This is a genomic window from Streptomyces sp. CB02400 (assembly GCF_001905725.1).
Taxonomy (GTDB): domain Bacteria; phylum Actinomycetota; class Actinomycetes; order Streptomycetales; family Streptomycetaceae; genus Streptomyces; species Streptomyces atrovirens.
On record NZ_LIWB01000003.1, the window covers coordinates 292,118 to 318,326 of the forward strand.

General features: G+C 72.1%; 25 protein-coding genes. 12 read left to right on the forward strand and 13 right to left on the reverse strand.

The genetic code is table 11. The features are described 5' to 3' along the window. Positions 1-163: 163 nt before the first annotated feature. Entirely contained in the window at positions 164-838 is a 675-nt protein-coding gene (locus tag AMK33_RS09425; RefSeq protein WP_073932324.1) for a hypothetical protein, read from the forward strand. A gap of 62 nt (positions 839-900) precedes the next feature. Here AMK33_RS09425 and AMK33_RS09430 read toward each other — a convergent pair whose 3' ends face one another. Genes AMK33_RS09430 through AMK33_RS09440 form a run of 3 tightly spaced genes read right to left on the reverse strand, consistent with a single transcriptional unit; the run spans position 901 to position 3,965 of the window. Next, entirely contained in the window at positions 901-2,034 is a 1,134-nt protein-coding gene (locus AMK33_RS09430; RefSeq protein WP_073932325.1) for an Mrp/NBP35 family ATP-binding protein, read from the reverse strand. 43 nt (positions 2,035-2,077) lie between these two features. Continuing rightward, complete coding sequence (locus tag AMK33_RS09435) at positions 2,078-2,686, reverse strand: DUF1003 domain-containing protein (protein ID WP_073932326.1); 609 nt, start codon at positions 2,684-2,686, stop codon at positions 2,078-2,080. Continuing rightward, the gene (locus tag AMK33_RS09440) at positions 2,676-3,965 is read right to left on the reverse strand and encodes a magnesium transporter MgtE N-terminal domain-containing protein (protein ID WP_073932327.1); all 1,290 of its coding nucleotides are present in this window, start codon (positions 3,963-3,965) and stop codon (positions 2,676-2,678) included. The genes AMK33_RS09435 and AMK33_RS09440 overlap by 11 nt, the downstream gene beginning before the upstream one ends. Before the next feature lie 215 nt (positions 3,966-4,180). Here AMK33_RS09440 and AMK33_RS09445 point away from each other — a divergent pair, with 215 nt between their 5' ends. Further along, entirely contained in the window at positions 4,181-4,936 is a 756-nt protein-coding gene (locus tag AMK33_RS09445) for a hypothetical protein (RefSeq protein WP_073932328.1), read from the forward strand. A 130-nt stretch (positions 4,937-5,066) separates the two neighbouring features. On the opposite strand, the gene AMK33_RS09450 is transcribed toward AMK33_RS09445, so the two are convergent. Both AMK33_RS09450 and AMK33_RS09455 read right to left on the reverse strand, forming a co-directional pair. Continuing rightward, complete coding sequence (locus tag AMK33_RS09450) at positions 5,067-5,582, reverse strand: hypothetical protein (protein WP_073932329.1); 516 nt, start codon at positions 5,580-5,582, stop codon at positions 5,067-5,069. Positions 5,583-5,614: 32 nt separating this feature from the next. Next, entirely contained in the window at positions 5,615-6,736 is a 1,122-nt protein-coding gene (locus AMK33_RS09455) for a magnesium and cobalt transport protein CorA (protein ID WP_073932330.1), read from the reverse strand. Positions 6,737-7,231: 495 nt separating this feature from the next. On the opposite strand from AMK33_RS09455, the gene AMK33_RS09460 reads away from it, so the two are divergent. Then, positions 7,232-7,816: a suppressor of fused domain protein gene (locus AMK33_RS09460; RefSeq protein ID WP_073932331.1), complete on the forward strand. Its 585-nt coding sequence runs from the start codon at positions 7,232-7,234 to the stop codon at positions 7,814-7,816. A gap of 30 nt (positions 7,817-7,846) precedes the next feature. On the opposite strand, the gene AMK33_RS09465 is transcribed toward AMK33_RS09460, so the two are convergent. Then, positions 7,847-9,082 (reverse strand): MFS transporter, encoded by a 1,236-nt coding sequence (locus AMK33_RS09465; RefSeq protein ID WP_073932332.1) that lies wholly within the window; start codon positions 9,080-9,082, stop codon positions 7,847-7,849. Positions 9,083-9,245: 163 nt separating this feature from the next. On the opposite strand from AMK33_RS09465, the gene AMK33_RS09470 reads away from it, so the two are divergent. From AMK33_RS09470 to AMK33_RS09480, 3 genes are all read left to right on the forward strand, one after another. Continuing rightward, a complete protein-coding gene (locus tag AMK33_RS09470) occupies positions 9,246-9,887 on the forward strand; it encodes a DUF6758 family protein (RefSeq protein ID WP_073932333.1) in 642 nt (213 codons plus the stop codon). 167 nt (positions 9,888-10,054) lie between these two features. Then, on the forward strand, positions 10,055-10,912 hold the full coding sequence (locus AMK33_RS09475) for a PHP domain-containing protein (protein WP_073932334.1): 858 nt from the start codon (positions 10,055-10,057) through the stop codon (positions 10,910-10,912). Between the two features lie 55 nt (positions 10,913-10,967). Further along, positions 10,968-11,573 carry a MarC family protein gene (locus AMK33_RS09480; RefSeq protein ID WP_073932335.1) on the forward strand — a complete coding sequence of 202 codons (606 nt, stop codon included), beginning with the start codon at positions 10,968-10,970 and terminating at the stop codon, positions 11,571-11,573. A 108-nt stretch (positions 11,574-11,681) separates the two neighbouring features. Here the strand turns inward: AMK33_RS09480 and AMK33_RS41285 are convergent, their stop codons facing one another. After that, positions 11,682-11,834 carry a hypothetical protein gene (locus tag AMK33_RS41285; RefSeq protein ID WP_106979586.1) on the reverse strand — a complete coding sequence of 51 codons (153 nt, stop codon included), beginning with the start codon at positions 11,832-11,834 and terminating at the stop codon, positions 11,682-11,684. Between the two features lie 221 nt (positions 11,835-12,055). Here AMK33_RS41285 and AMK33_RS09485 point away from each other — a divergent pair, with 221 nt between their 5' ends. Continuing rightward, complete coding sequence (locus AMK33_RS09485) at positions 12,056-12,958, forward strand: NYN domain-containing protein (RefSeq protein WP_073932336.1); 903 nt, start codon at positions 12,056-12,058, stop codon at positions 12,956-12,958. A gap of 6 nt (positions 12,959-12,964) precedes the next feature. Here AMK33_RS09485 and AMK33_RS09490 read toward each other — a convergent pair whose 3' ends face one another. Both AMK33_RS09490 and AMK33_RS09495 read right to left on the reverse strand, forming a co-directional pair. Next, entirely contained in the window at positions 12,965-13,825 is an 861-nt protein-coding gene (locus AMK33_RS09490) for an alpha/beta fold hydrolase (RefSeq protein ID WP_073932337.1), read from the reverse strand. 78 nt (positions 13,826-13,903) lie between these two features. Beyond that, a complete protein-coding gene (locus tag AMK33_RS09495; RefSeq protein ID WP_073932338.1) occupies positions 13,904-16,594 on the reverse strand; it encodes a DEAD/DEAH box helicase in 2,691 nt (896 codons plus the stop codon). Positions 16,595-17,074: 480 nt separating this feature from the next. Here AMK33_RS09495 and AMK33_RS09505 point away from each other — a divergent pair, with 480 nt between their 5' ends. After that, positions 17,075-17,833, forward strand: coding sequence for a ferritin-like domain-containing protein (locus AMK33_RS09505; RefSeq protein ID WP_073932340.1), 759 nt, complete (start codon positions 17,075-17,077; stop codon positions 17,831-17,833). A 372-nt stretch (positions 17,834-18,205) separates the two neighbouring features. Here AMK33_RS09505 and AMK33_RS09510 read toward each other — a convergent pair whose 3' ends face one another. From AMK33_RS09510 to AMK33_RS09525, 4 genes are all read right to left on the reverse strand, one after another. Then, positions 18,206-18,472, reverse strand: coding sequence for a hypothetical protein (locus tag AMK33_RS09510; protein ID WP_073932341.1), 267 nt, complete (start codon positions 18,470-18,472; stop codon positions 18,206-18,208). Positions 18,473-18,650: 178 nt separating this feature from the next. Then, positions 18,651-18,878, reverse strand: coding sequence for a DUF3107 domain-containing protein (locus AMK33_RS09515; RefSeq protein ID WP_019522837.1), 228 nt, complete (start codon positions 18,876-18,878; stop codon positions 18,651-18,653). Between the two features lie 153 nt (positions 18,879-19,031). Then, positions 19,032-19,676 (reverse strand): TetR/AcrR family transcriptional regulator, encoded by a 645-nt coding sequence (locus tag AMK33_RS09520; RefSeq protein ID WP_030860135.1) that lies wholly within the window; start codon positions 19,674-19,676, stop codon positions 19,032-19,034. Positions 19,677-19,875: 199 nt separating this feature from the next. Further along, complete coding sequence (locus AMK33_RS09525) at positions 19,876-20,103, reverse strand: hypothetical protein (RefSeq protein ID WP_073932342.1); 228 nt, start codon at positions 20,101-20,103, stop codon at positions 19,876-19,878. Positions 20,104-20,347: 244 nt separating this feature from the next. Here AMK33_RS09525 and AMK33_RS09530 point away from each other — a divergent pair, with 244 nt between their 5' ends. From AMK33_RS09530 to AMK33_RS09545, 4 genes are all read left to right on the forward strand, one after another. Then, a complete protein-coding gene (locus tag AMK33_RS09530; protein WP_073932343.1) occupies positions 20,348-21,403 on the forward strand; it encodes an alpha/beta fold hydrolase in 1,056 nt (351 codons plus the stop codon). 8 nt (positions 21,404-21,411) lie between these two features. Continuing rightward, the gene (locus AMK33_RS09535; RefSeq protein WP_073932344.1) at positions 21,412-23,148 is read left to right on the forward strand and encodes a DUF3152 domain-containing protein; all 1,737 of its coding nucleotides are present in this window, start codon (positions 21,412-21,414) and stop codon (positions 23,146-23,148) included. Between the two features lie 172 nt (positions 23,149-23,320). Further along, a complete protein-coding gene (locus AMK33_RS09540) occupies positions 23,321-24,997 on the forward strand; it encodes a DUF3492 domain-containing protein (protein ID WP_073932345.1) in 1,677 nt (558 codons plus the stop codon). Beyond that, positions 24,994-26,118 carry a hypothetical protein gene (locus AMK33_RS09545; RefSeq protein ID WP_073932346.1) on the forward strand — a complete coding sequence of 375 codons (1,125 nt, stop codon included), beginning with the start codon at positions 24,994-24,996 and terminating at the stop codon, positions 26,116-26,118. Before AMK33_RS09540 ends, AMK33_RS09545 begins: the two co-directional genes overlap by 4 nt. Positions 26,119-26,209: the final 91 nt, after the last annotated feature.

The window sequence follows — 26,209 nt, forward strand, 5'->3', positions numbered from 1 at the left end:
CGCACGGCCTGATCAGGGCGTCCGCACGGCCCACGCGCCGGGCTGTTTCCCAGCCCGTGCCGTCAAGGTGGCTATGCTGCCGAGTTGTTGTGTGGAACGGACGAGTACGCCCGAAGGGGGGCGGGCCGCCCGGTCCGACGAGAGCGAGGAGGCGTCCGGCCACATGGAGACGACGAGTTCGGCAGTCGCGCAGGCGCCGGCCGCGGAGGACGGAGAACCCGTTCCCTCCGCCCGGCGTACCGTCGACGGCTACCTGCGTGCGCCCTTCCCCTGGTACGGCCTCGACGAGGCCTTCACGGGGCAGCGCTGGCTGATGCAGGTCGGACTGGCGGCCGACGGAGCCGTCGAGCACGGATCGGTCGGGCACGGCGACGAGCCCTCGGTGCGCAGCGAGTACACGGCCGGGACCGACCAGGAGACCAAGGAGAAGTTCGCGGTCGTGGTGACCGTGGCCGCCAACCCGGTGCGCCGCAGCGCCGACGGCACCGGTCTGCTGGAGGCCACCTCGGTCTCCTCCGCCGCCTGGCTCGCCGGGGTGGGGCTGCTGTCCTTCACCTGGCCCGGCCAGATGGACCACTCCCTGCGCGACGACTGGCTGGACCAGCAGACGGAGACCGCCTGGGTCCTCGCGGACGACCTGGAGGGTGAGGACTGGTCGACGCTGTCCCTGCCCGTGGACGGGGTGCCGACGCCGTTCCACTACCGGGAGTCCGAGTTCGGCTGGGTGCTCGCGGGCTCCACGCAGGCGGGGGTGCACGTGGGCGCGTACGGCAGGGGCATGAGCGCGTACGGCCTCGGCTTCGCCGTGGTCAAGGACATCACCGCGTACGACGCCTGAGCGGGTACGTGTACGGAAGGGCGCCGCCCGGTACCGGACGGCGCCCTTGCGCGTGAGAGTCCTCAGAACTTGTTGCGCGGGGTGATCCCCAGGGACATGCCCGACAGGCCCCGCTGCCGCCCGCCCAGCTTGCCGGCGATCGAGCGGAGGGCCGAGCCCGCGGGGGAGTCCGGGTCGGACAGCACCACGGGCCTGCCCTCGTCGCCGCCCTCGCGCAGCCGGACGTCGATCGGGATGGCGCCGAGCACCGGCACGGTCGCACCGGTCGTCCGGGTCAGGCCGTCGGCGACCGTCTGGCCGCCGCCCGTGCCGAACACGTCGACCATCTCGCCGCAGTGCGGGCAGGGCAGCCCGGACATGTTCTCGACCACGCCGACGATCTTCTGGTGCGTCTGCACGGCGATGGACCCGGCCCGCTCGGCCACCTCGGCCGCCGCCTGCTGGGGCGTGGTGACGACGAGGATCTCGGCGTTCGGCACGAGCTGGGCCACGGAGATCGCGATGTCACCGGTGCCGGGCGGCAGGTCCAGCAGCAGCACGTCCAGGTCGCCCCAGTACACGTCCGCCAGGAACTGCTGGAGCGCGCGGTGCAGCATCGGGCCGCGCCACACCACCGGCGCGTTGCCCGGGGTGAACATGCCGATGGAGATGACCTTCACGCCGTTCGCCGACGGCGGCATGATCATGTTCTCGACCTGGGTGGGACGCCCGTCCGCGCCCAGCATGCGCGGCACCGAGTGGCCGTAGATGTCGGCGTCCACGACACCGACCTTCAGCCCGTCGGCCGCCATCGCCGCCGCCAGGTTCACCGTCACCGAGGACTTGCCGACGCCGCCCTTGCCGGACGCGACCGCGTAGACCCGGGTCAGGCTGCCCGGCTTGGCGAAGGGCACCTCGCGCTCGGTCTGGCCGCCGCGCAGCGCGGTCGCCAGTTCCTTGCGCTGCTCGTCGCTCATGACGTCCAGCGTCACGTCGACCCGGGTGACACCCTCGACCCGGGAGACCGCGTCCGTCACGCGCTGCGTGATCGTGTCCCGCATGGGACAGCCGGAGACCGTCAGGTACACGGTGACCGCGACCGCCCCGTCCGCCCCGATCTCCACCGATTTGACCATGCCGAGTTCGGTGATGGGCCGGTTGATCTCGGGGTCGTTCACCGTCGCCAGTGCCTCGCGCACCGCGTCTTCCGTAGCCATGAGAACGATGGTACGGCGCCGGGTACACCCGTCGGTAAGTACGTCAGTGGTCGTCTGCGTCACGTCCCGGCGGGTGTTCCGCCCGCATCGCCGGGAAAGAACCCTGATGGTCCTTGTGCCCGTTCTGCCGTCCCTCCAGCTCCTTGACCATGTCCTGGAGCTCGGAGCGGATCCAGTCCCGCGTGGCCACCTCCCCGAGTCCGATCCGCAGGGCGGCGATCTCCCGGGTCAGATACTCGGTGTCCGCGATCGACCGCTCGTTCTGCTTGCGGTCCTGCTCCAGGTTGACCCGGTCCCGGTCGTCCTGCCTGTTCTGCGCGAGCAGGATCAGGGGAGCGGCGTAGGAGGCCTGCAGGGACAGCATCAGCGTCAGGAAGATGAACGGGTACTCGTCGAAGCGCAGCTCCTTCGGCGCGGACACGTTCCACACCACCCACAGGATGATGACGAACGTCATCCAGACGATGAACCGCCCGGTGCCCAGGAACCGCGCGACGCTCTCCGAGAGCCGCCCGAAGGCCTCCGGGTCCCACTCGGGCAGGATGCGGCGCCTGGGAGGGCGCGGCTGGTCCAGACGGGGCGTGCGCGGCCGACCGGCGGCCGTGGCGCCCGCCGGTACGCGCTCGCGCACGCCGTCGCGCTCAGGAGCCATCGGTCACCACCCCCTCGTCCTCGTCGAGGTGGAACTCGGTCTCCCGCCAGTCGTCGGGCAGCATGTGGTCCAGTACGTCGTCCACCGTCACCGCGCCCAGCAGCGACCCCGACTCGTCGACCACGGGCGCCGCCACCATGTCGTACGTGGCGAAGAACCCGGCGACCACGGGCAGCGCCGCGTCCGGGTCCAGGGGCTGGAGGTCGTCGTCGAGGATCGAGCCGACCAGCGTGTACGGGGGGTCGCGCAGCAGGCGCTGGAAGTGGACCGTGCCCAGGTACTTGCCGGTGGGCGTCTCCTCCGGCGGGCGGCAGACGTAGACCTGCGCGGCGTGCGCGGGGGAGAGGTCCGGCTCGCGGATCCGGGCGAGGGCGTCCGCGACGGTCGCGTCGGGCCGCAGCACGATCGGCTCGGTCGTCATCAGACCGCCCGCCGTGTGCTCCTCGTACGACATCAGGCGCCGCATGTCGGCCGCGTCGGAGGGCTGCATCAGGCTCAGCAGCCGCTCCTTGTCCGCCTCAGGCAGCTCGCCCAGCAGGTCGGCCGCGTCGTCGGGGTCCATGGCCTCCAGGACGTCGGCGGCGCGCTCCTCCTTCAGCTTGCCGAGGATCTCGATCTGGTCGTCCTCGGGCAGCTCCTCCAGTACGTCGGCGAGCCGGTCGTCGTCGAGGGCGGCGGCCACCTCCGCGCGCCGTTTGGGGGAGAGGTGGTGCAGGACGTTGGCGAGGTCGGCGGGGCGGAGCTGTTCGAAGGTGGCGAGCAGGTTCTCGGCGCCCTGCCCCTGCTCCTCCAGGGAGAACCCGGTGACCGCGGACCACTCGACGGTCAGCGCCTCGCCCTTGCCGCGCCGGAACGCGCCGCCCTTCTTCCCCTTGCGCACGAAGACCCGGTCGATCTCCCACTCGCGGCGGGCCGGGAGCTGGTGCACCGAGAGGTCGAGGACGGTGACCTCCTCGCCGCTCTCCACGAGCGTCACCCGCCGGTCGAGCAGCTCACCGAAGACGAGCCGCTCGGTGGGCCGCTGCTCGAAGCGCCGCACGTTGAGCACCCCGGTCGTGATGACCTGGCCGGACTGCACGGCGGTCACCCGGTTCATGGGCAGGAAGATGCGGCGGCGGGTGGAGAGTTCGACCACCAGGCCGAGCAGCCTCGGCGGACGCCGGCCGGGCCGCAGGATGACGACCAGATCGCGCACGCGCCCCACCTGGTCGCCGGCCGGATCGAAGACGGCGACACCGGAGACGTGCGAGACGAAGAACCGGGGGGCGCCCCCTGCCATGGCCGCCACTCCTTTCCGTGCGGGGTCTTTCGTTGCCGTGTACTGCCTGCCGCGTCTGTTATCCGGATTGCCCGCTCGGGTGGGCTTCAGGCTAGCCCGTACCGATCATCCGTGCGCCGGCGGCCGGTCCGGACGGACTGGCTCCGTTCGGCCCGTCCGGCCCCGGTACTCTGCGGTACGCCGTTCAGGTCCCCCGTCAGAGAGGCAGCCCACCTGTGATTCCGATCTACCGGGGCCGTTCCCGCAGGGCCGCGCTGGCCGGCGCCGTGTGCGCGCTGCTCGTGACGGGGACGGCGCTCACGGGATGCTCCGAGGATCCGAACGAGGGCACCAACGGTGTCGGCAGACTGCCCGCCGACCAGATCCGGAGCAGATCCCAGAAGGCCGCCGAGTCGGTCGCCGCCGTACGGCTGCACGGCACCGTGGTCACCAGCGGACGCACGTACACGCTGGACATGCGGCTGAAGGAGCAGGGCGGCGTCGGCTCGGTCACCACCGAGGGCGAGACGTTTCGCCTGCTGCGGGTCGACGACGAGCTGTACCTGAAGGCCGGTGCCGAGTTCTGGGGTCACGAGGACGGCAAGGAGGACGACGGCGAGGCGGACGCGGCGGCGGCCGACACGCTCGCCGAGAAGTACGTGAAGGTGCCGCAGGACGATCCGTCGTACAAGAAGTTCATCGGCTTCACGGACAAGAACGTCCTCCTCGACGGCCTGCTGACCCTGCACGGCGAACTGGCCACGGACGGCCACCACGAGCAGTCGGGCGTACGCACCATCCGCGTCACCGGCGACGAGGGCTCCGGCGGCACCCTGGACGTCTCACTGGAGGGCAAGCCGTACCCGGTGCGCCTGGTACGCGCCGGCAAGGCGGGCACCCTCACGTTCTCCTCCTGGGGCACCGACTTCGACCTGAAGAAACCGTCCAAGGACGAGACCCTCGACTACGGCAAGCAGCTCCCGACGTCCTGAGGGGCGTCGTCCGGATCAGGCCGGCTCCGGGCGACGGCGCCTTGTGGCCGAGCCGCGCGGGGGTGGTGGGGACCCCTCCGGGGAGTGCGTGTCAGGGCCCGCGCCCCCGGCAAGACCCGAACGACGCCCCCTAGGCCCGCCGCTTCCTCTTCTTGAGCAGCAGCCGGGGGAGTCCCGCCGGGACGGGGTGCCGGGTCGTCGCCGGGGTCGGCAGGGGGGTCTCGGCCAGGGAGCCGTCGGGGAGCGGGGCCGTCGCCCCGGTCGGTTCCAGGCGCAGGACGCGGCACTCGCGGGCCCAGCGCCCGGTCATCGCCTCGCCGTCGGGCGCGTTGAGCCGCTTGCCCTTGAGCTCGGCGACCGCCGCCTCCCACTCCTCGGAGCCCGACGGCAGTTCCACGACCGTCGCCGTCCAGGAGACCAACCGGCCGCCCTTGTCCTTGCTGCGGACCGTCACCTCGGCGGACACACCGTCGGCCAGCCCCGGCAGCGGCTGCTCCCCGGGCCCGTCGCCGACCACGCACGCGGCACCCTCGTGCCACACGTGCCACAGCGCACGGGCCGCGGCGCCGGGTCCCTTGACCCAGACGAGGCCGGACTTCTTCGTGGCCTCCTCGATGAGGGCCCGGTCGAGCAGCGCACTTGTCATGGGGCCAGCCTATCCAGGCGCTCCCGGGGTGCTCAGAGCCAGCCGTTGCGCTTCAGCGTGCGGTGGATGCCCAGACAGATGGCCACCGTGACACTGAGGATCACCGGGTAGCCGTACCTCCAGTGGGTCTCCGGCATGTAGTCGAAGTTCATCCCGTACACCCCGCACACCATCGTCGGTACGGCGATGATCGCGGCCCACGAGGTGATCTTCCGCATGTCCTCGTTCTGCGCCACGGACGCCTGGGCGAGGTTGGCCTGGAGGATGGAGTTCAGCAGTTCGTCGAAGCCGATGACCTGCTCCTGCACCCGGGCCAGGTGGTCGGCCACGTCCCGGAAGTACTTCTGGATGTCCGGGTCGATCAGCCGCATCGGCCGCTCGCTCAGCAGCTGCATCGGCCGCAGCAGCGGCGACACGGCCCGCTTGAACTCCAGTACCTCACGCTTGAGTTGGTAGATCCGCCCGGCGTCGGTGCCGCGCGGGGTGCCCTTGCGGCCCGGCGAGAACACCTCCGTCTCGACCTCGTCGATGTCGTCCTGCACCGCGTCGGCCACCGCGATGTAGCCGTCCACCACATGGTCGGCGATGGCGTGCAGCACCGCCGAGGGGCCCTTGGCCAGCAGCTCGGGGTCGTCCTGGAGGCGGTGCCGCAGGGCCCGCAGGGAGCCCTGCCCGCCGTGCCGGACGGTGATGAAGAAGTCCCGGCCGGTGAAGCACATCACCTCACCGGTCTCGACGACCTCACTGCTGGCGGAGAGCTCGTCGTGGTCGACGTAGTGGACGGTCTTGAAGACCGTGAACAGGGAGTCGTCGTAGCGCTCCAGCTTGGGCCGCTGATGGGCCTGGACGGCGTCCTCCACGGCCAGCGGGTGCAGCCCGAACTCCCGGGCGATCCCGGCGAATTCGGCCTCGTTCGGCTCGTGCAGACCGATCCACACGAAGCCTCCGTCGCGGCGCACCAGCCGCATCGCCTCGTGCGGGGTGAGCGGGCCGCCCTCGGTGATGAGGCGGCGGCCGTCGCGGTAGACGGCGCAGTCGACGACGGCGGTGGTCGTCGCGGGGTCACGGGTGGCGTCGTACGGGCCGCTCTCCTTGCGCAGCGAGACACGGGAGGAGGGACGGACCACGGCGCGCAGGTCGCGGATCATCGACATGGCGGGCTCCTTCGCATACATGCAACGAAAGGCGCCGGAACGACGGGTGGAACAACCCGGAATGAGGACGTCCTGGACTGCGGATGTTTGGCGCGTCCACAAAGCGGGGAGCACCGCACCGTCGCGGTGGCGGGCTTCGTCGCTGATACAGCTACTGGGGCAGATCAGGCAGAACGAAACAAAGTGCTCTTCCGATGAAGACGCGCGGACGAAAGGCGGGAGCCAGACAGGAGCAGCTACATCAGCGGGCGGAAGAGCGGGTGCTACTGCACGGTCGACTTCGGTCCATGCCAGCCCCACCTCCTCCGGCCGGTCCCCCGTGAGGGACGATCCACGATCCCCTTGGGGGATTCCCCCCTCTGAACGGGGAGCGTCAAGGCGTTCGGGACGATCGGACGCTTCTGCGTGCTGCCCGAACCACCGGCCAAGCGTATCAGCCGACTGCCATGTCAAGGCTCTGCTTTGCCCGGTACTGACGAGTTCTATGCTCGCCGCATGGCTGATGTTCTTCCTCTGGTCGAGGCCCGGTTGCGTACGACGCTGGGCGAACCGGACGCCCGCGCGGCGGTCACCTTCCTGGGCACGGACCGCATCGAGGTGCTGCGCTTCCACGAGGGCGACCTCGTGCGCTACGCCACCCTCGGCATGTCCGCGCAGCCCATGACCGACCCCACGGCGGTGATCGCGGACCCGGTCAAGGGGCCGCGCGTCGAGCTGGTGCTGTCCGTCCGGGGCGGTGTCGCCGACACCGACAAGGTGCTCCGACCGCTCGCCGTGCTCGCCGCGTCCCCGCAGGTCGAGGGGGTGGTCGTGGCCCCCGGCGCCTCGCTGGACGTGGGTGAACCGCTGTGGCCCGGCGCCCCGTTCACCTCGGTGCTGGTCGCCGAGCCGGGCGGCCTGGTGGAGGACCTGGAGCTCGACGAACCCCTGGACCCCGTACGGTTCCTGCCGCTGCTGCCGATGACCCCGAACGAGGCCGCCTGGAAGCGGGTGCACGGCGCCCAGGCCCTCCAGGAGCGCTGGCTGAACCAGGGCACGGACCTGCGGGATCCGTCCCGCAGGTCCGTGCCGCTGGAGTGAGCGAGGTCACCAACCCGCGCCGGAAGCCGGTCAGTTGGCGAAGACGGTGACGCCGTCCTCGGTGGCGTGGCGCGGTTGCGGTTCCTCTGCTTCATGGCTGAGCGCCCGGCGCCGTACGACGACCACCAGCGCGCCCAGCACCGCCGTGACCGCCGCGACCACGAACGGGATGTGGACGTCGGTCCACTCCTCGATCCTCGGTGCGAAGAAGGGCGCGGCGGCCGCCGCGAACCAGCGCACGAAGTTGTAGCCGGCGCTCGCCACCGGCCGGGGCGCGTCCGACACCCCGAGCGCCAGCTCGGTGTAGACCGTGTTGTTCGCACCGATGAGGGCGCCGGACAGGACGGTGCAGACGACGGCCGTGGTGTGGTCGCCGTAGCCGAGGACGAGCACGTCCACCGCGAGCAGCACCAGCGAGCCGCCCAGCACCTTCAGCGAGCCGAACCGCTTCTGCAGCCGGGGCGCCACGAGCACCGAGAAGACGGCGAGCAGCACGCCCCAGGCGAAGAACACCGCGCCCGACCGGTACGGGGACATGTTCAGCACGAACGGCGTGAAGGCCAGCACGGTGAAGAAGGTGTAGTTGTAGAAGAACGCCGAGACCGCCACGGACGCCAGTCCGCCGTGCCCGAGCGCCCTGAGCGGGTCGAGCAGCGAGGTCCTGCGGGCCGGCCTCGGCCGCTCCTTCAGGAACACCGCGATGCACAGGAAGCCGACCGCCATCAGAGCGGCCGTACCGAAGAACGGGTAGCGCCAGCTCGCGTCGCCGAGCAGCGCGCCCACCAGCGGCCCGCAGGCCATGCCGAGGCCGAGGGCGGACTCGTACAGCAGGATGGCCGCCGCGCTGCCGCCGGCCGCCGCGCCGACGATGACCGCGAGGGCCGTGGAGACGAACAGCGCGTTGCCGAGGCCCCAGCCCGCCCGGAAGCCGACCAGCTCGCCGACCGATCCCGAGGTCCCGGACAGTCCGGCGAAGACCACGACGAGCGCGAGTCCGAGCAGCAGGGTCTTCCGCCCGCCGATGCGGCTGGAGACGAAGCCGGTCACCAGCATCGCGAGCGCGGTGATGAGGAAGTACGAGGTGAAGAGCAGGGAGACCTGCCCGGCGGTGGCGTCGAGGCCCTTGGCGATGGAGGGCAGGATCGGGTCGACGAGCCCGATCCCCATGAAGGCGACGACGGACGCGCCGGCCGTCGCCCACACGGACTTCGGCTGGCGGAGGATGCCGCCCGATCCCGTGTCGAAGGGGTCGTTGGGGTCGTCCATGGGTGCTCCAATCCCGGACATGGGGCGGTTGGCTGACTCGCACACACGATAGATTAGCTAAGCTAATTAATGCAACATACATCTAGTTTCTCGCGTGGCCGGTTCCGCCCGGACGGGTGATCGTCCTTGACGTGGCGCGGCCGGGGTAGGACCGTGGGGCCCTATGAGGGGCGAACCCAGTTGCCCGAAGTGTGGTGGCCGGGTCAGGGCTCCCGGCCTCTTCTCGGATGCCTGGCAGTGCGCTGTGCACGGCACCGTGCACCCGCTGCAGCCCGTGATACCGCCGAGCGTCGAGGCCCTCGAAGTCGCCGTGCACCGCACGAAGGTGCCGGTGTGGATGCCGTGGCCGCTGCCGGTGGGCTGGCTGTTCACGGGCGTGGCCAGCGCGGGCGACGACCGAGGCGGGGGCCGGGCGACCGCCGTCGCGTGCACCGGTCCTGGACCGCTCGGCGGCATGGGTGAGCTCATCCTGGTCGCCGAGGAACTCGGCGTGGGCCTCGGCGCGCGGTACGCGGGCGTCGACGGTCCGGACCCGGGGCCGTACATGAACGTCGAGAAACCGCCCCAGGCCAAGGTGCTGGCCGCCGGCCGCCCGACCCCGCTCTGGCACGTCGCCAAGACGCCGGACGACCGCGCCGTCTTCGCGGGCGAGGCGCTCGGGATGTGGCTGTGGGCGGTGGTGTGGCCGGAGCAGTCCGGGCTGCTGATGTACGACGAGCTGGTCCTCGCCGACCTGCGGGACGCGGGAGCCGAGGTGGAACTGGTGCCCTGCGGCGCGCTGTCACCGCGCCTGCTGGAGGCATAGGTGCCTGGAGGCGCGGACGCCTGGAGGCATAGGCGCCTGGAGGCGTGGACGCCGCACAGCGGGCCGGTAGGGGGTGCACAGTGGGTTCGGGTGTGACAGGGGGCGTGCGGAAATCCGGTTATCCTGGAGCGTCCCCGTCCGCCCGTCACCGCTTGGAGTAATGCGTCGTGCGTATCGATCTGCACACCCACTCCACCGCGTCCGACGGTACGGACACGCCGGCCGAGCTGGTCCGCAAGGCGGCGGCCGCCGGTCTCGACGTCATCGCGCTGACCGACCACGACACCACCCGCGGGCACGCGGAGGCGCTCTCCGTGCTCCCGGAGGGGCTCACACTGGTCCCCGGAGCGGAACTTTCTTGCCGGCTCGACGGCATCGGCATGCACATGCTGGCCTACCTCTTCGACCCCGAGGAGCCCGCGCTGCTCGCCGAGCGCGAGCTGGTCCGGGACGACCGGGTGCCGCGGGCCCAGGGCATGATCGCCAAGCTGAACGCGCTGGGCGTGCCGGTCACCTGGGAGCAGGTGGCGCGGATCGCCGGCGACGGCTCGGTGGGCCGCCCGCACGTGGCCAGCGCACTCGTCGAGCTGGGTGTCGTGCCCACCGTGAGCGACGCGTTCACCCAGGAGTGGCTGGCCGACGGCGGCCGGGCCTACATGGAGAAGCACGAGACCGACCCCTTCGAGGCCCTGCGGCTGGTCAAGAACGCGGGCGGGGTCGCCGTCTTCGCGCACCCCGCCGCGAGCAAGCGGGGCAGGACCGTGCCGGAGTCCGCGATCGCCGAGCTGGCCGGGGCCGGCCTCGACGGCATCGAGGTCGACCACATGGACCACGACCCCGAGACCCGGGCGCGGCTGCGCGGCCTCGCCAAGGAACTGGGGCTCCTGGTGACCGGCTCCAGTGACTACCACGGCAGCCGGAAGACCTGTGTCCTCGGCGAGTTCATGACGGACCCCGAGGTGTACGGCGAGATCACGCGGCGCGCGACCGGGGCGTTCCCGGTGCCGGGGACCGGCGGAGCCTGAGGCTTCCCCCCTCCTCCCCGCACCCTTTACCCACTCGTTCCTCAGCAAGGCTGTCATGCTCGACATCGCCGTCTTCGGCTCTCTCTTCCTGACCCTTTTTGTCATCATGGATCCCCCTGGGATCACCCCGATCTTCCTCGCCCTGACCGCAGGCCGGCCGGCCAAGATGCAGAAGCGGATGGCCTTCCAGGCCGTCTGTGTGGCCGGTGGGGTGATCACCGTGTTCGGGCTGCTCGGCCACCAGATCCTCGCCTACCTGCACGTGTCGGTGCCCGCGCTGATGATCGCGGGCGGGCTGCTCCTCCTGCTGATCGCGCTGGACCTGCTCACCGGCAAGACCGACGAACCCAAGCAGACCAAGGACGTCAACGTCGCGCTGGTCCCGCTGGGCATGCCGCTGCTGGCGGGGCCCGGTGCGATCGTGTCGGTCATCCTCGCCGTGCAGAAGGCCGACGGCGTCGGCGGGCAGGTCTCGGTGTGGTCGGCGATCCTCGCCATCCACGTCGTGCTGTGGCTGGTGATGCGGTACTCGCTGCTGATCATCCGGGTCATCAAGGACGGCGGCGTGGTGCTGGTGACGCGCCTGGCCGGCATGATGCTCTCCGCGATCGCCGTGCAGCAGATCATCAACGGCGTCACCCAGGTGATCCAGGGCGGCTGAACCCGGCGCCGGACGCGCGGAGCCCCCGTACCGATGGCGGTACGGGGGCTCCGTGGCGTACGTCCTCGAGGGGCCGGCCCGTGCGGCCGGTGTCCCGTGTGCTGCGCGTTATGAGGCCGGGGTGTCGGCCGGGCGGATCCACAGGCGCTGTCCGATGGCGGCGGCCTGCTGAACGATGCGGTTGACGGAGGCGGCGTCCACGACGGTGGTGTCCACGGGCGTGCCGTCGACGTCGTCGAGTCGCATGATTTCGAAGCGCATGGGGCTTCTCCCTTCGTCTGGTCATCCTCCTGGAGGAGAACTACTCGGTGGGGCGGCGCACGGGCCGGTCGGGCCCGTGTTCCATGAAGGGTTCAACGGGATGCGTGATGCAAACATTCCCTACGCTAAAGAAATTTTTCGATCGACTAAATACTGACCGGTAAGGGTTTCGAAGGAGACCGACCGGGACCGGTTGTGTTCGTAGCGTGACCACCGGGACAATGGAGGCGATGAACGAAGACCTAGCGGCTCTGCACGCCCGTATCGACCGCACCAACGAGCTGCTCCAGCGCATGCTCGCCGAGGTGGCGAAGACGCCCTCGACCCACGCCATCTTCGTCGACGCGGGCTACCTGTACGCCGCCGCGGGACGGCTCGTGGCCGGGACGGAGGACCGCCGGGCCTTCGACCTCGACGCCGAGGGACTCATCGACGCGCTCATCGACCGCGCCCGCACCATCTTCGCGGACAGCAGGCTGCTGCGGGTCTACTGGTACGACGGGGCCAGACGCCGCATCCACACCGCCGAACAGCAGTCCATCGCCGAACTCCCGGACGTCAAGGTCCGCCTCGGCAACCTCAACGCCAACAACCAGCAGAAGGGCGTCGACTCCCTGATCCGCAGCGACCTGGAGTCACTGGCCCGGCACCGCGCCATCAGCGACGCGGCCCTGCTCGGCGGCGACGAGGACCTCGTCTCCGCGGTCGAGGCGGCCCAGGGGTACGGCGCCCGGGTGCACCTCTGGGGCATCGAGGCGCCCGAGGGCCGCAACCAGGCCGAGCCGCTGCTCTGGGAGGTCGACAGCCAGCGCACGCTCGACCTGGACTTCTTCAAGCCGTACGTCTCCCGGCGCACGGCACAGGCGTACGAACCCGCGACGGGCCGGCCCGCCCGCGAGGACGTCCGGTTCGTCGGCGCGCAGATCGCCGCGAAGTGGCTGGTCGCGCGGGGCCGGGACACGCTGGTGGAACTGCTTCCCGGCCACCCCTACCTGCCCGGATCCGTCGACCAGGACCTGCTGGTGGAGGCGGAGGGGCTGCTGCAGTACTCCCTGCGCGGCCAGGCGGACCTGCGACGCGCCCTGCGCGACGGGTTCTGGGACCACTTGCAGGCGCAGTACTGAGCAGTGCTAAGGGGTGGCCGCGAGCCCGTCCCAGAAGTCGGCGAGGGCGCGGGCGGTCGGCGCGGGACGGTCGGCGGCGGGTGAGTGCTCGGCCCCGTCGACGACGGTGCGGTGCGCCTTGAGGCGCAGGGCCATCTCGTCGAGGTCCGGCACCGGCCAGGTGTCGTCGCGCGCCCCCGAGAGGACGTGGAACGGCAGGGGCACGGCGGCCAGCTCCGCGACCCGGTCCGGTTCGGCACACAACTGGCGGCCGGTGGCGAGCAGTTGTGCGGGCTTGGTACGCAACCAGCGGCTGCGCAGGTGCTCCTGACCGCCGAGCCCGCGCGCCGGACCGCCCACCTCCTCGGGCGGGCCCATGGCCAGGATCGCCTCCCAGCACTCCTCCATCGACATCACCGCGAGCGCGTCCCGCAGCAGCTTCACGCGCTGCTCCTGGGAGACGGAGATCCGTGCGGGGCCGGAGGAGACGAGCGTGAGCGAGCGGAAGGGGGAGCGGTCGAGGAGGACGGCGGCACGGGCGATCTGGCCGCCGAACGAGTGCCCGACGAGGTGCACGGGCGCACCGACCGCGTTCGCCTGCGCGAGGACGTCCCGCGCCAACTCCTCCTGCGCGTACGCGGATTCGTCGTCCGCGGGTCCGTCCGACTCGTACTGGCCCCGTCCGTCCACGGCGACGGTGCGGTAGCCGCGCGCGGCGAGCGGCTCGTGCACCGGCGTGAAGTCCTCCTTGCTGCCGGTGTATCCGGGCAGCAGCAACGCGACCCCCCGCGCCGTGACTCCGGCGGCCGGTGGCACGTCCACGACGGCGAACTCCCCGCGTGGGGTACGGAGTCGGTGGGCGCGGGCGGAGGGGGAGTGGCTGGTCACGGGGGTGAGGGTAGCGGGTGGCGGACACGCCGACGGCCCGGCCCCACGGGTGTGGGACCGGGCCGTCGGTTCGTCGCGTCAGCCTTCCGCGGACTCCGCGGCGGCTGCCGTCTTGCGGGTCCGCCGGACCTTGGGCTTCGCCTCGTCCGCGGCCTGCGCCGGAATCTCGGCGACCTTGCGGGTACGACGCTGAGGCTTGGCCTCGGTGTCCTCGGCGACGGCCTCGGCCTTCTTGGCCGTGGCCTTCCGCGTACGGCGCGGCTCGGCCTCCGCCGCCTCGGCCTCGGCCTCCGGAACCGCCTGCGCCGGAATCCCGACGGCGACGGCCGGCTCCGACTCGGCGACCTTACGGGTCCGACGACGCGGCTTGGCCTCGACGGCTTCCACGGTGTCGACGGCGGCTTCGGCCTTCTTGGCCGCGGTCTTGCGGGTGCGGCGGGGCTTGGCCTCTTCGACTGCCTCGGTTGCCTCGGTGGTGCCCTCGGCGGTGTCGACCGCGGTCTCGGCCTTGGCTGCCGTCTTGCGCGTGCGGCGGGGCTTGGCCTCCTCGACCGTCTCGGCGCCACCCTCGACCGCGTCGACCGCGGTCTCGGCCTTCTTGGCCGCGGTCTTGCGGGTGCGGCGGGGCTTGGTTTCCGTCGCCTCGGCCGACTCGGTGCTGCCTTCGGCGGTGTCGACGGCGGCTTCGGCCTTCTTGGCCGTGGCCTTGCGGGTGCGGCGGGGCTTGGTCTCGGTCGCCTCGACCGGCTCGGTGGTGCCTTCGGCGGTGTCGACGGCGGCTTCGGCCTTCTTGGCCGCGGTCTTGCGGGTGCGGCGGGGCTTGGTTTCCGTCGCCTCGGCCGACTCGGCGCCACCCTCGACCGCGTCGACCGCGGTCTCGGCCTTCTTGGCCGCTGCCTTGCGCGTGCGGCGCGGCTTGGTCTCGGTCGCCTCGACCGGCTCGGTGGTGCCCTCGGCGGTGTCGACCGCGGTCTCGGCCTTGGCTGCCGTCTTGCGCGTGCGGCGCGGCTTGCTCTCCGTCGCCTCGGCCGGCTCGGTGGTCGCCTCCGCCGTGTCCACCGCTGCGGTGTCCGCGGTCTTGCGGGTGCGGCGGCGGCGCGGTTCGGTGGCCGGAGCCTCGGGCTCCGTGACGACCGGCGCTTCCGTGACGACCGGGGTCGCCACGGCTGCCGTGGTCTCCTCGGCCACCGGGGTGACGACGGCCGTCGCCGTGTCCGCCGCGCCTCGGCGCGTCCGGCGGCGGCGCGGCTTCGCGGGAGCCGTGTCGGCCTCCGCCGCCGTGCTCTCCGCCGTGTCGACGGCGGACCCCGCCGTCTCCACCGCGGTCGCCGCCCCGGCCGTGACCCCGCCGCGCGTACGGCGACGGCGGCGCGGGGTGCGGGCGGCCGTGTCGGCCTCCGCTGCCTCGCCGGCGCCTTCGGCGGCCGGGCCCGCAGGCTGCTGCGCCGCCTCGTCCAGCGCCGCACCGCCCCGCGTACGGCGGCGGCGTCGCGGCGTACGGGTCGAGGTCTCGCGCTCGGCGGGACGGGAGCCGTCGTGCCCGCCCCGGCCACCGCGTCCGCGCGGTGCACGCCCGCCCGGCTCGCCCAGGTCCTCCAGCTCCTCCGCGTCCAGCCCGGCGCGCGTACGCTCCGAGCGCGGCAGGATGCCCTTGGTGCCCTCGGGGATGCCGAGGTCCGCGAACAGGTGCGGGGAGGTGGAGTACGTCTCCGCCGGGTCGCCGAAGCCCAGGTCCAGCGCCTTGTTGATCAGCTGCCAGCGCGGGATGTCGTCCCAGTCGACCAGCGTGATCGCCGTACCCTTCGCCCCCGCGCGGCCGGTGCGGCCGATGCGGTGCAGATACGTCTTCTCGTCCTCGGGGGACTGGTAGTTGATGACGTGCGTCACGCCCTCGACGTCGATGCCGCGGGCGGCGACGTCGGTGCAGACCAGCACGTCCACCTTGCCGTTGCGGAACGCGCGCAGCGCCTGCTCGCGGGCGCCCTGGCCGAGGTCGCCGTGGACCGCGCCGGAGGCGAAGCCGCGCTGCTTGAGCTGGTCGGCGAGGTCGGCGGCGGTGCGCTTGGTGCGGCAGAAGACCATGGCCAGGCCGCGACCGTCGGCCTGCAGCATCCGCGCGACCATCTCGGGCTTGTCCATGTTGTGCGCGCGGTAGACGAACTGCGTGGTGTTCGCGACCGTCGCGCCCTCGTCGTCCGGCGCGGTGGCGCGGATGTGCGTCGGCTGCGACATGTAGCGCCGGGCCAGACCGATCACCGCGCCCGGCATGGTGGCCGAGAACAGCATGGTCTGGCGCTTGACCGGAAGGAAGTTGATGATCTTCTCGACGTCGGGCAGGAAGCCGAGGTCGAGCATCTCGTCGGCCTCGTCGAGGACGAGGGCCTTCACGTGCTTGAGGTCGAGCTTCTTCTGCCCGGCGAGGTCGAGCAGCCGGCCCGGGGTGCCGACGACCACGTCGACGCCCTTCTTCAGCGCCTCTACCTGCGGCTCGTAGGCCCGGCCGCCGTAGATCGCGGTGACGCGCACATTGCGCACCTTGCCGGCGGTGAGCAGGTCGTTGGTGACCTGCGTGCACAGCTCGCGCGTGGGGACGACGACCAGCGCCTGCGGCGCGTCGGTGAGGTCCTCGGGCTTCGCGCGGCCGGCCTCGACATCCGCGGGGACGGTGACGCGCTCGAGGAGCGGAAGGCCGAAGCCGAGCGTCTTTCCGGTGCCGGTCTTGGCCTGGCCGATGACGTCCGTGCCCGACAGGGCCACGGGGAGCGTCATCTCCTGGATGGGGAAGGGGGTGATGATGCCGACGGCCTCCAGGGCCTCGGCGGTCTCGGGGAGGATTCCGAGCTCTCGGAACGTCGTAGTCAGGGTGCTGCCTCTTCTGTGTGCGCGGTGCGAGGCGAGCGCGGGGGTCGTGTCGGGACCGTGCCGGGGACGTCGGCTGCCTTACGGGCGATGCCGTAGGGCACGGGACCACTGCCGACGCTCGAGCGCTCGTACCGCTGAGGGTCCCCCTCCGGAATCCGCACGCAGTGTGGCGTACGGCAAGGAGGGCTGTCGGGTCGGAGCCGATCGGGCCTCCGACCGGGCATCCTCATACATGCGGCCTGTCGAGTACGTCAGAGTGCTCAGCAGGCGCATTACCACCATACCCCGGATTCGCGCACACGCCATGGCCGATTTGGTCACGTAGTCGTCGTCACACTGATTGGGCGGGGCCCTCCGGGGCGTGGCAAGCGGGCTATTGTGCGCTTCATGACGAGCTCTGACAAGCCTGACAACGCCGCGGACACCCCCGACACCTCCGCCGCCGGACCCACCGGCGTCGCCGCCATGGACTGGGCGGCCGCCTCCGCCGACCCCCAGTACCGGGCCGCCGTCGTGGATCTGCTCGGCGCGCTCGCGTACGGCGAGCTGGCGGCGTTCGAGCGGCTCGCGGAGGACGCCAAGCTGGCGCCCACGCTGGCGGACAAGGCGGAGCTGGCGAAGATGGCGTCGGCCGAGTTCCACCACTTCGAGCGGTTGCGCGACCGGCTCGCCGGGATCGGCGAGGAGCCGACGCTCGCGATGGAGCCGTTCGTCGCCGCGTACGACGGTTTCCACAAGCAGACGGCGCCCTCCGACTGGCTGGAGGGGCTGGTCAAGGCGTACGTCGGCGACTCCATCGCCAGCGACTTCTACCGCGAGGTCGCGGCCCGCCTGGACTCCGACACCCGCGCCCTGGTGCTGGCCGTGCTCGACGACACCGGCCACGGCGGCTTCGCCGTCGAGAAGGTGCGCGCCGCGATCGACGCGGACCCGCGCGTGGGCGGACGGCTCGCGCTGTGGGCGCGGCGGCTGATGGGCGAGGCGCTGTCGCAGTCCCAGCGGGTGGTCGCCGACCGGGACGCGCTGTCGACCATGCTCGTGGGCGGCGTCGCGGACGGGTTCGACCTCGCCGAGGTCGGCAAGATGTTCTCCCGGATCACCGAGGCGCACACCAAGCGCATGGCGGCACTGGGGCTGGCGGCGTAGGCCTGACCCGACGGCGTGGGCGCCCATGAGGGACGCGGGGCCGCGTCGACATGCGGCTCCGCCGTGTGGGCGCGAAGGAGGCCTGGGCCTGAAGGGACGCGGGGAACTGCGCGAAGGGGGTCTGGGGGCGGAGCCCTCAGGAACGAAGGGGGTGCCTCCCGCTCGCGCGAAGTCGAGAGTGGGGGAGGGGAGGGGCGGCGGGGGCGAGAGAACGTTCAGCCGCCCGGGCAGCACGCGGCGCCACGGTCAAGCCGAGCGGGTTCCGGTGCCGTGCACCGCAGTGTCGGGGCTCGCGAGCCTGGCAGGGGCTGAACGACGCCTCTGGGTGCCGCACCCGGCCGGTTCACCCCCGCTGCCGCCAACGGCGGCCGGTCAGACGGTCGCCGACCGGCGCAGTCTTCCCGCCGGGCGCAGCAGCAGCGACAGGGACGCCACGGACACGATCACCGCGCCGAGCAGGACCGTCAGCATGTTCCCGGCGTCCAGCGCGGTGTGGATGAGGAAGGCGCCGAACAGCGCCCCGGCCACACCGGTCGGCAGGACCAGGGCGCGGGCGGGAAGACGATGCGGCAGGCGGCGGGTGGCCGCCCACGCCAGAGCCAGGCCGAGGATCGCGGAGCTGAGCGCTTCCAAGAGCATGTCGGGGTCCCTCCCACATGGCCGGCCTGCTCACATCGGTCGTAGCCCGGTTTACCCCTGACCTGCGGAATCCAATCCTCCCCTGTGGAGGACCTGTGCGCCGTCCGTGAACACGCGAAGGGCCCGGCGGTCTCGCACCGCCGGGCCCTTCACACGACCACTCGACTGCCGGGCACGCCTACAGCGCGCCGAAGCCCACCTTGCGCGGGGCCGGCTCGCCGATCTCGACGTAGGCGAGACGGTCGGCCGGGACCAGGATCTTGCGGCCGTGCTCGTCCACGAGGCTCAGCAGCTGCGACTTCCCGGCCAGCGCCTCGGCCACCACGCGCTCGACCTCCTCGGCGCTCTGACCGCTCTCCAGAACGATCTCGCGGGGCGCGTGCTGCACGCCGATCTTGACCTCCACGGCTATGTCCCTCCGACGGTCAGTGAAGTGCGCGACCTTCCGCGCCGTACCAGCACACATTAGCCCGGTGAGGGGACGTACACGCTGCGCCCGGCAACGCCAGGAGCGAACAGCCGACGGGAACAAACGGCCGCCGGCGTCCGCCCGCCCTCCTCAGTGGTGCTGTTCGCTGCCGTGCAGCGGGAATCCCGCGATGCCCCGCCAGGCCAGCGAGGCCAGCAGCTGCACCGCCTGGTCGCGCGGCACGCTGCGGTCGCTGTGCAGCCAGGAGCGCGCCACCACCTGGGCGAGACCGCCGAGCCCCGAGGCGAGCAGCATCGACTCCGCCCGCGACAGCCCGGTGTCCTCGGCGATCACGTCGCAGATCGCCTCCGCGCACTCGTTGGTCACCTTGTCGACGCGCTCGCGCACGGCGGGCTCGTTCGTCAGGTCCGACTCGAAGACCAGACGGAACGCGCCGCCGTCGTCCTCGACGTACGTGAAGTAGGCGTCCATGGTCGCCCGTACGCGCTGCTTGTTGTCCGACGTCGACGCCAGCGCGTGGCGCACCGACTGGATCAGGGCCTCGCAGTGCTGGTCCAGCAGGGCGAGATACAGATCGAGCTTGCCCGGGAAGTGCTGGTAGAGCACCGGCTTGCTGACGCCCGCGCGCTCGGCGATGTCGTCCATCGCGGCCGCGTGGTAGCCCTGCGCGACGAAGACTTCCTGGGCGGCGCCCAGCAGCTGGTTCCGTCGGGCACGGCGTGGCAGGCGTGTACCCCTCGGGCGTACCGCGTCTGTCTGCTCGATGGCTGTCACGCCGCCTCCCATTGTCGTCCACGTGCGGTGTGAGCCGCGCCGCCATCGTACTTTTCGGTAACCGTGGTGTGCGCGGTGAGAGCGCAGAATTTCACGGACCGGACGGCGGTGAAAGCCATACGGACGGTTTCAAAAGCTGTCAGAGCGGGCAAGAAGTTTCCTCCTCACTGCTCGACGACGGTCCTTGTCGGTGCGCTCGTCACCGGTAGTCGTCCTCGTCGAGAGAGACGACCCTGGCCTGTTCCATCAGGTCCGCCTCACTGGCGCGGCCGGGATCGACGCCGGTCATCGGGTCGTCGCGGTCCGGCTTCACCTCCGCGTGCTGCTCGGCCGCGTCGACCTCGGGTGCCTCGACGTCGAACTCCTCGCCCTCGCGGGCGTCCTCGTCCTCCGCGAACGTCTCGGGGTCGGTCGGATCTACGGCCATGCCGGGCTCCCTTCCTGCGAACATCTGCTGCGAACGCCCCCGAGGACTGCGGGGGCGATATGCGGGTGCCCTCCCTACGAGCCTAGGAGACACCCGATTCGGACGCTATGCGATCCGCGACCGGGACGTGACAGGGAGCGCACGGCGGGGCCCGCTCCTCGCGGCGGTGTGGAACCCGTCCCTCGCGACGGCTTGTGACGGCGAACACATGAACCAGTACGTGATCGTCTCGTAACATTGCCGCATGTCTTCGACCGAGCTGCCGTCCGTGCCGCCCGCAAACGTGCTTCCCGAGGCGGCGGCGGTCAGGGTCGCCGAGGGCGAGCGGCTCAGGTCGGTGGAGCTGCCCGGGGTCACCCTGTCGGTACGGTCCCGGCCGCCCGCGCGGGAGGGGCTGCCCCCCGCCCTCCACGTCCACGGACTCGGCGGTTCCTCGCTGAACTGGTCGGCGCTCATGCCGCTGCTGGACGACGTCGTCGACAGCGAGGCCGTCGACCTGCCGGGCTTCGGGGACTCACCGCCCCCGGACGACGGCGACTACTCCATCACCGCGCACGCACGCGCGGTGATCCGTTATCTCGACGCGACCGGCCGCGGCCCGGTGCACCTCTTCGGCAACTCGCTCGGCGGCGCGGTCGCGACCCGCGTCGCCGCCGTACGCCCCGATCTCGTCCGCACCCTCACGCTCGTGTCACCGGCCCTGCCGGAACTGCGGGTGCAGCGCACCGCCGTCCCCACGGGACTGCTGGCGGTGCCCGGCATCGCACCGCTGTTCACCCGGCTCACCCGTGAGTGGACGGCGGAACAGCGCGTCCGGGGCGTGCTGCGGCTCTGCTACGGCGACCCCGCGCGGGTGTCGCCGGAAGGGTTCCGCAACGCCGTACAGGAGATGGAGCGGCGGCTGCGGCTGCCGTACTTCTGGGACGCGATGGCGCGCTCCGCGCGGGGGCTCGTCAACGCGTACACGCTGGGCGGCCAGCACGGACTGTGGCGCCAGGCCGAGCGGGTGCTCGCGCCGACCCTGCTCGTCTACGGCGGCCGGGACCAGCTCGTCGGCTTCCGCATGGCCCAGCGGTCGGCACGCGCCTTCCGGGACTGCCGGCTGGTGACGATCCCGGACGCGGGGCACGTCGCGATGATGGAGTATCCCGAGACGGTGGCCCTCGCCTTCCGTGAACTCCTCGCGGACACAAAGGATTCGGCGGATCAGGTGGATACTGGTGAGCCGGGCGCGCAGGGCGCTCCGGGTTCACCCGCCGGCACCGGTGGGGGAACCACCGCCGAGAACATGAGGGGCTGAGGCGCGACGTGGGACGCCACAGCCGCCGTGGACCCGCCCCGAAGGGCGACGCCGCGGACAAGAGCGCCGTACGGGAAGGCCGTTCGGCGCCGGACGGTTCGTCAGGGCCCGGACAGGCGGGCAGACCGCGGCAGCCGAGCGGTCCGGCCCCGCGCCGAACGCCCTCGCCTCCACCGCAGCAGGGCCCGACCCAGGGTTACGGGACTCCTCCGGCGTACGGAACGGCGGGATACGGAACACCGGCCGGCGGAGCACCACGCTTCCCGGACGGGACGCCCGCGCACGGCGTCTCGGGTTTCCCGAACGGGGCACCTGCGCACGGTGCCCCGCGCTTCCCGGACGGAACGCCGGCCGGTGGTGCCCCGCGCTTCCCGGACGGGACGCCCGCACATGGCGTCCCGCGCTTCTCGGACGGCACGCCCGCGCACGGTGTCCCGAGCCTGCCGGACGGATGGCTCCCGGACGGCGCGCCCGCGCAGGGCGGCGTCCCGCGCCTGCCGGACGGAACCCCGGCGCACGGCTTTTCCCGGCTTCCCGACGGGACTCCCGCGCACGGGGTTTCCCGGCTTCCCGACGGAACCCCCGCGCACGGCGTCACCCAGGCCCGTGGTGGGCATCCGGAGCAGCGGGAACCCGGGGGCGGCTGGGGGACGTCGGACGGCCGTACGGCGGCCGGGGCCGGGTACGGCGTGCCGGCGGGGCCGGGTGCGTCCCTCCCACGGCAGCGGCAGGCGCCTCCCGGAGGACCGCGCCAGGACTACCTCGACGCCTTCGGCGAGGCCACCGACCGCTTCTCACCGAGCCCGTCCGCCTCCGCGCCCCGCACGCCGGACCCTTACGCCGCCGTCACCGACTGGAGCGCCGCCCCGGCCACCGGCATCCCCGCCGACCCCGATGACGACGACGCGCCGCCGACCGGGCAGCCCGCGCCGGCCAAGGGCGGCAAGGGGCGGACGTTCACCGGGATCGCGGCCGCCGCCGTCACGACCGTGCTGGCCGTCGTCGTGGCCGGGCAGGTCGCCGACGAACGCGACAGCACCGGCGGCGTACAGACGCAGGCCACCGGCGAACAGGCGCGCGACGTCCGGGACTCCGCCTCGCGCGGGGACGACCGGGAGACACCCTCCGCACCCAGCGCCGAACCGCTGACGTACGAGCAGAAGATGGACAAGAAGTACCCGTTGAGCGCCGCGCGCGGAGGCACGGGGAAGTTCGACGCGATCCCCGGCATCGACAAGGCTCCGGGCAAGGGGCAGAAGGTCACCTACCGCGTCGACGTGGAGCAGGGACTCGGCCTCGACGGCGAACTCTTCGCCGAGGCGGTCCAGAAGACGCTCAACGACGACCGCAGCTGGGCGCACAACGGCGCGCGCACCTTCGAGCGCGTCCACTCCGGCGAGGTCGATTTCGTGATCACCCTCGCCGGTCCCGACACGACCGCCGACTGGTGCGCCAAGTCCGGCCTGGACACCACCGTGGACAACGTCTCCTGCGACTCGGCGGCCACCGAACGCGTGATGATCAACGCGGACCGCTGGGCGCAGGGAGCGGACACCTACGGCGACGAGATCCACGCCTATCGCCAGATGCTGATCAACCACGAGATCGGCCACCGCCTGGGCTTCAACCACGTCACCTGTGACAAGGACGGCGACCTGGCCCCGGTCATGCAGCAGCAGACCAAGTTCCTCGACCACGACGGAATCAGCTGCCGCCCGAACGCATGGGCGTACCCGAAGAGCTGATCGCCTAGCGCGGCGAAACGCGCCCCGCGCGGGAAAGTTACGCCCGTTCACCCCTTTTGGTGGCGTGATGGACAACCGTCCATCACGCCACCTCCTTGTCCGCATACGTTCGTCCCGCTGCGAGCCGCCGGACCAACGTCGGCTCCTCATACGGGAGATCGGGGGTGCACACGTGCGCATCGGACTGCTTACGGAGGGTGGGTATCCGTACGTGGGCGGTGAGGGCGGACTCTGGTGCGACCGCTTGGTACGCGGACTCGACCGACACGAGTTCGACGTCTACGCGTTCAGCAGCGGCGAAGCCCAGGAGGACGCGGGCTGGGTCCCGCTGCCGCCCCAGGTCGGCCGGGTCCGCACCGCACCACTGTGGACGGCCGAGGACGACGGGGTGGTGTACGGCCGCCGCGCACGCCGGCGCTTCTCGGAGCACTACGGCGAACTGGCCGCCGCCCTCTGCGCCGCGACGGACCCCACCGCCCCCGACCCGGGGCCCGCGACACCTGAGGCGGACCGTTTCGCCACCGCTCTCCGGGGCCTCGCCGAACTCGCCCGCGACGAAGGCGGTCTGGTGGCCGCACTCCGCTCCGAGACGGCCGTACGCGCCCTGGAGCGCGCCTGTCGTGCGCCCGGCGCCCTGCGTACGGCGCGAGAGGCCCGCGTACCCGATCTGCTGGCCGTCGCCGCACACCTGGAGCGCGCCCTGCGCCCCCTCTCGCTCGACTGGTACGAGGAGGACGGGCTGGGCGCGGTGGACCTGTGCCACGCCGCCGCCGGCGGAGTGACGGCCCTTCCCGGCCTGCTCGCCCACCACTTCTTCGGCGTCCCCCTCCTCGTCACCGAGTACGGCGTACGCCTGCGGACGCACTACCTCACCCGCCCGGACGCCTCACCCGCGGTCCGCTCCCTGCTCGCCGCCTTCCACGGCAGGCTCGCCGCCGAGACCTACCGCCGGGCCGCGTTCATCACACCGGGCAACACGCACGCCCGCCGCTGGCAGGAGCGCTGCGGCGCCGACCGGGCGAAGCTCCGCACGGTGTACCCCGGCATGGACGCCGCGCCCTTCGCGGAGGCGGGGGAGTCCCCGGAGAGCGCGGACCCGCACACCCTCGTCTGGGTCGGCCGGGTGGAGCCCGCCAAGGACCTGGTCTCGCTGCTGCACGCCTTCGCGGAGATCCGCAAGAAGGAGCCGAAGACCCGGCTGCGGATCATCGGCGGTCCGGCGGACCCGGAGGGCGCCGCCTACCTCGGCCACTGCGAGGCACTGGCCGCGCAGCTCTTCCCTGACGAGGCCGAGGGTCCGCACTCCGTGGGCGCCAACCCGGTGTCCTTCGAGCGGATCGGCGGCCCGGAGCTGTCCACCCCCGCCGACGCGTACGCCTCGGGCGCCGTGACCGTCCTCTCCAGCGTCGTCGAGGGCTTCCCGGCCGGCCTCGTCGAGGCGATGCTCTGCGGGCGCGCGACGGTCTCCACGGACGTCGGCGCGGTCGTGGAGGCCATCGGCGGCACCGGTCTCGTCGTACCACCGCGCAATCCGCGGGCGCTCGCCGAGGCGTGCGTCTCCCTGCTGCGCGACCCCGAGCGCCGCGTACGCCTCGGCGCCGCCGCGCGCGCCCGCGCACTCGAGTTGTTCACCGTCGACCAGAACATCTCCGCCTTCCACGGCATCTACCTGGAGATCGTCGCGCGCACACCGGTCCGCCGTCCCCTCCTCGACGGCACCGGTGACCCCCTGCCCTTCGCCACCCCTGCCGAGGCCCACGTCCCCGGCCACTGGACCGACCCCGCCCCCCGCGCCGTCCCCACGTGGGCCATGGACACCCCGGTACCCGCGACGGAGACAGCCCGATGACCGACCTCGGCGAACTGAACCGCAGCACTCCGCCCGGCGCGGCCGACCCGGTCAAGGCGTTGTTGCACCGCCACCGCGACCTGTGCGAGCAGGCGGTGGACCCCCTGGAGATCGCGGCGGGCCTGGAGGCCCACGGCATCACCGACCGGACCGCCGCCCGCTTCCGCCACCGCGACGTCTTCTCCCTCGCGGAGGAGCTCTACGCCAGGGTCCCCCGCGACGACGCGCCACCCCGGCCCGCCCCGGCCACCACGAGTCCGAGGCCACGCGCCGGCTGGACCGTCCTCACCCTGCTCCCCGGCGCCCTGTGCGTGGCGACGGTGACCGCCCTGCGCCTCACCCACGGTCAGACCCGCCTCTACGTGGCGGCCACCGGCATCCTGGCCGTCACCCTCGCCCTGCGCGCGGCACTGCGCCGGGGCCCGCTGAGCGCCCGGTCCGACATCCCGCCCCGCTCCGCCACGGCGTCCTGGACCTGCTGGCTCCTCGGCTACGCCCTCCTGGGCGACGGACTGCTCGGTACGGCGGTCACCGGCGGCCCCGACGGCCTGCCCGACGGCACGGCGGAGGGGGACTGGCCGCTCACCGTCGCCCCGGTCGTGGCGCTCGCCCTGTCCTGCGCGCCCGCCGCCTGGACGGCCCACCTCTTCGCCGCCCGGGTCCGCCGCAGGCTGGCGTCGAGCCGTGGTCTGGAGGACTTCTCGGCTTCCGTACGGCCCGCACTCATCGGCGTGTTCGCCCTGTTCCTGGGCGCGGTGGCCGTTCTGCTCACGGTGACGTCCGAGCTCCTCGACGAGCCCCTCGCCCTGCCCCCGACGCTCGCCCTGGGCGGCCTCCTCTTCCTGGCCCGCCTCCTCACGGTCCACGGCTTCACCCACGCGCCGAGGGTGATCCTCACGGTCACGGCGACCGCTCAGGCGACGGCCCTGGCCACGCTCTTCGCGGCCCGGCTCCCCGGCTGCGACGCCCTGGCCACCCCGCTCCAGACCCTGACCACGGCCTGGAACCCCGCCGCCCTCCCCACCCTCACCTGTGGGACAGCGGCACTGACCCTGCTGATCCACGCCTCCCGCAAACTCACCCGGGCCTCGGCGCACATCAGCCCGGAGCCACGACGGTGACGTTGCGCGCGTTGATGTGGTCCGGTGCCGTACGGGGCGCCCCGTGTCGGTGTGGTCCGGGGTGGATCGCGCTGCCCGGCGCTTGCGGGGC

Excerpts from the sequence above, each read along its gene's own strand:
- AMK33_RS09425 (WP_073932324.1), top strand. The coding sequence starts at position 164 with ATGGAGACGACGAGTTCGGCAGTCGCGCAGGCGCCGGCCGCGGAGGAC.
- AMK33_RS09430 (WP_073932325.1), bottom strand. The coding sequence starts at position 2,034 with ATGGCTACGGAAGACGCGGTGCGCGAGGCACTGGCGACGGTGAACGAC.
- AMK33_RS09435 (WP_073932326.1), bottom strand. The coding sequence starts at position 2,686 with ATGGCTCCTGAGCGCGACGGCGTGCGCGAGCGCGTACCGGCGGGCGCC.
- AMK33_RS09440 (WP_073932327.1), bottom strand. The coding sequence starts at position 3,965 with ATGGCAGGGGGCGCCCCCCGGTTCTTCGTCTCGCACGTCTCCGGTGTC.
- AMK33_RS09450 (WP_073932329.1), bottom strand. The coding sequence starts at position 5,582 with ATGACAAGTGCGCTGCTCGACCGGGCCCTCATCGAGGAGGCCACGAAG.
- AMK33_RS09455 (WP_073932330.1), bottom strand. The coding sequence starts at position 6,736 with ATGTCGATGATCCGCGACCTGCGCGCCGTGGTCCGTCCCTCCTCCCGT.
- AMK33_RS09460 (WP_073932331.1), top strand. The coding sequence starts at position 7,232 with ATGGCTGATGTTCTTCCTCTGGTCGAGGCCCGGTTGCGTACGACGCTG.
- AMK33_RS09465 (WP_073932332.1), bottom strand. The coding sequence starts at position 9,082 with ATGGACGACCCCAACGACCCCTTCGACACGGGATCGGGCGGCATCCTC.
- AMK33_RS09470 (WP_073932333.1), top strand. The coding sequence starts at position 9,246 with ATGAGGGGCGAACCCAGTTGCCCGAAGTGTGGTGGCCGGGTCAGGGCT.
- AMK33_RS09480 (WP_073932335.1), top strand. The coding sequence starts at position 10,968 with ATGCTCGACATCGCCGTCTTCGGCTCTCTCTTCCTGACCCTTTTTGTC.
- AMK33_RS41285 (WP_106979586.1), bottom strand. The coding sequence starts at position 11,834 with ATGCGCTTCGAAATCATGCGACTCGACGACGTCGACGGCACGCCCGTG.
- AMK33_RS09485 (WP_073932336.1), top strand. The coding sequence starts at position 12,056 with ATGGAGGCGATGAACGAAGACCTAGCGGCTCTGCACGCCCGTATCGAC.
- AMK33_RS09495 (WP_073932338.1), bottom strand. The coding sequence starts at position 16,594 with ATGACGCTCCCCGTGGCCCTGTCGGGCACGGACGTCATCGGCCAGGCC.
- AMK33_RS09505 (WP_073932340.1), top strand. The coding sequence starts at position 17,075 with ATGACGAGCTCTGACAAGCCTGACAACGCCGCGGACACCCCCGACACC.
- AMK33_RS09510 (WP_073932341.1), bottom strand. The coding sequence starts at position 18,472 with ATGCTCTTGGAAGCGCTCAGCTCCGCGATCCTCGGCCTGGCTCTGGCG.
- AMK33_RS09525 (WP_073932342.1), bottom strand. The coding sequence starts at position 20,103 with ATGGCCGTAGATCCGACCGACCCCGAGACGTTCGCGGAGGACGAGGAC.
- AMK33_RS09530 (WP_073932343.1), top strand. The coding sequence starts at position 20,348 with ATGTCTTCGACCGAGCTGCCGTCCGTGCCGCCCGCAAACGTGCTTCCC.
- AMK33_RS09545 (WP_073932346.1), top strand. The coding sequence starts at position 24,994 with ATGACCGACCTCGGCGAACTGAACCGCAGCACTCCGCCCGGCGCGGCC.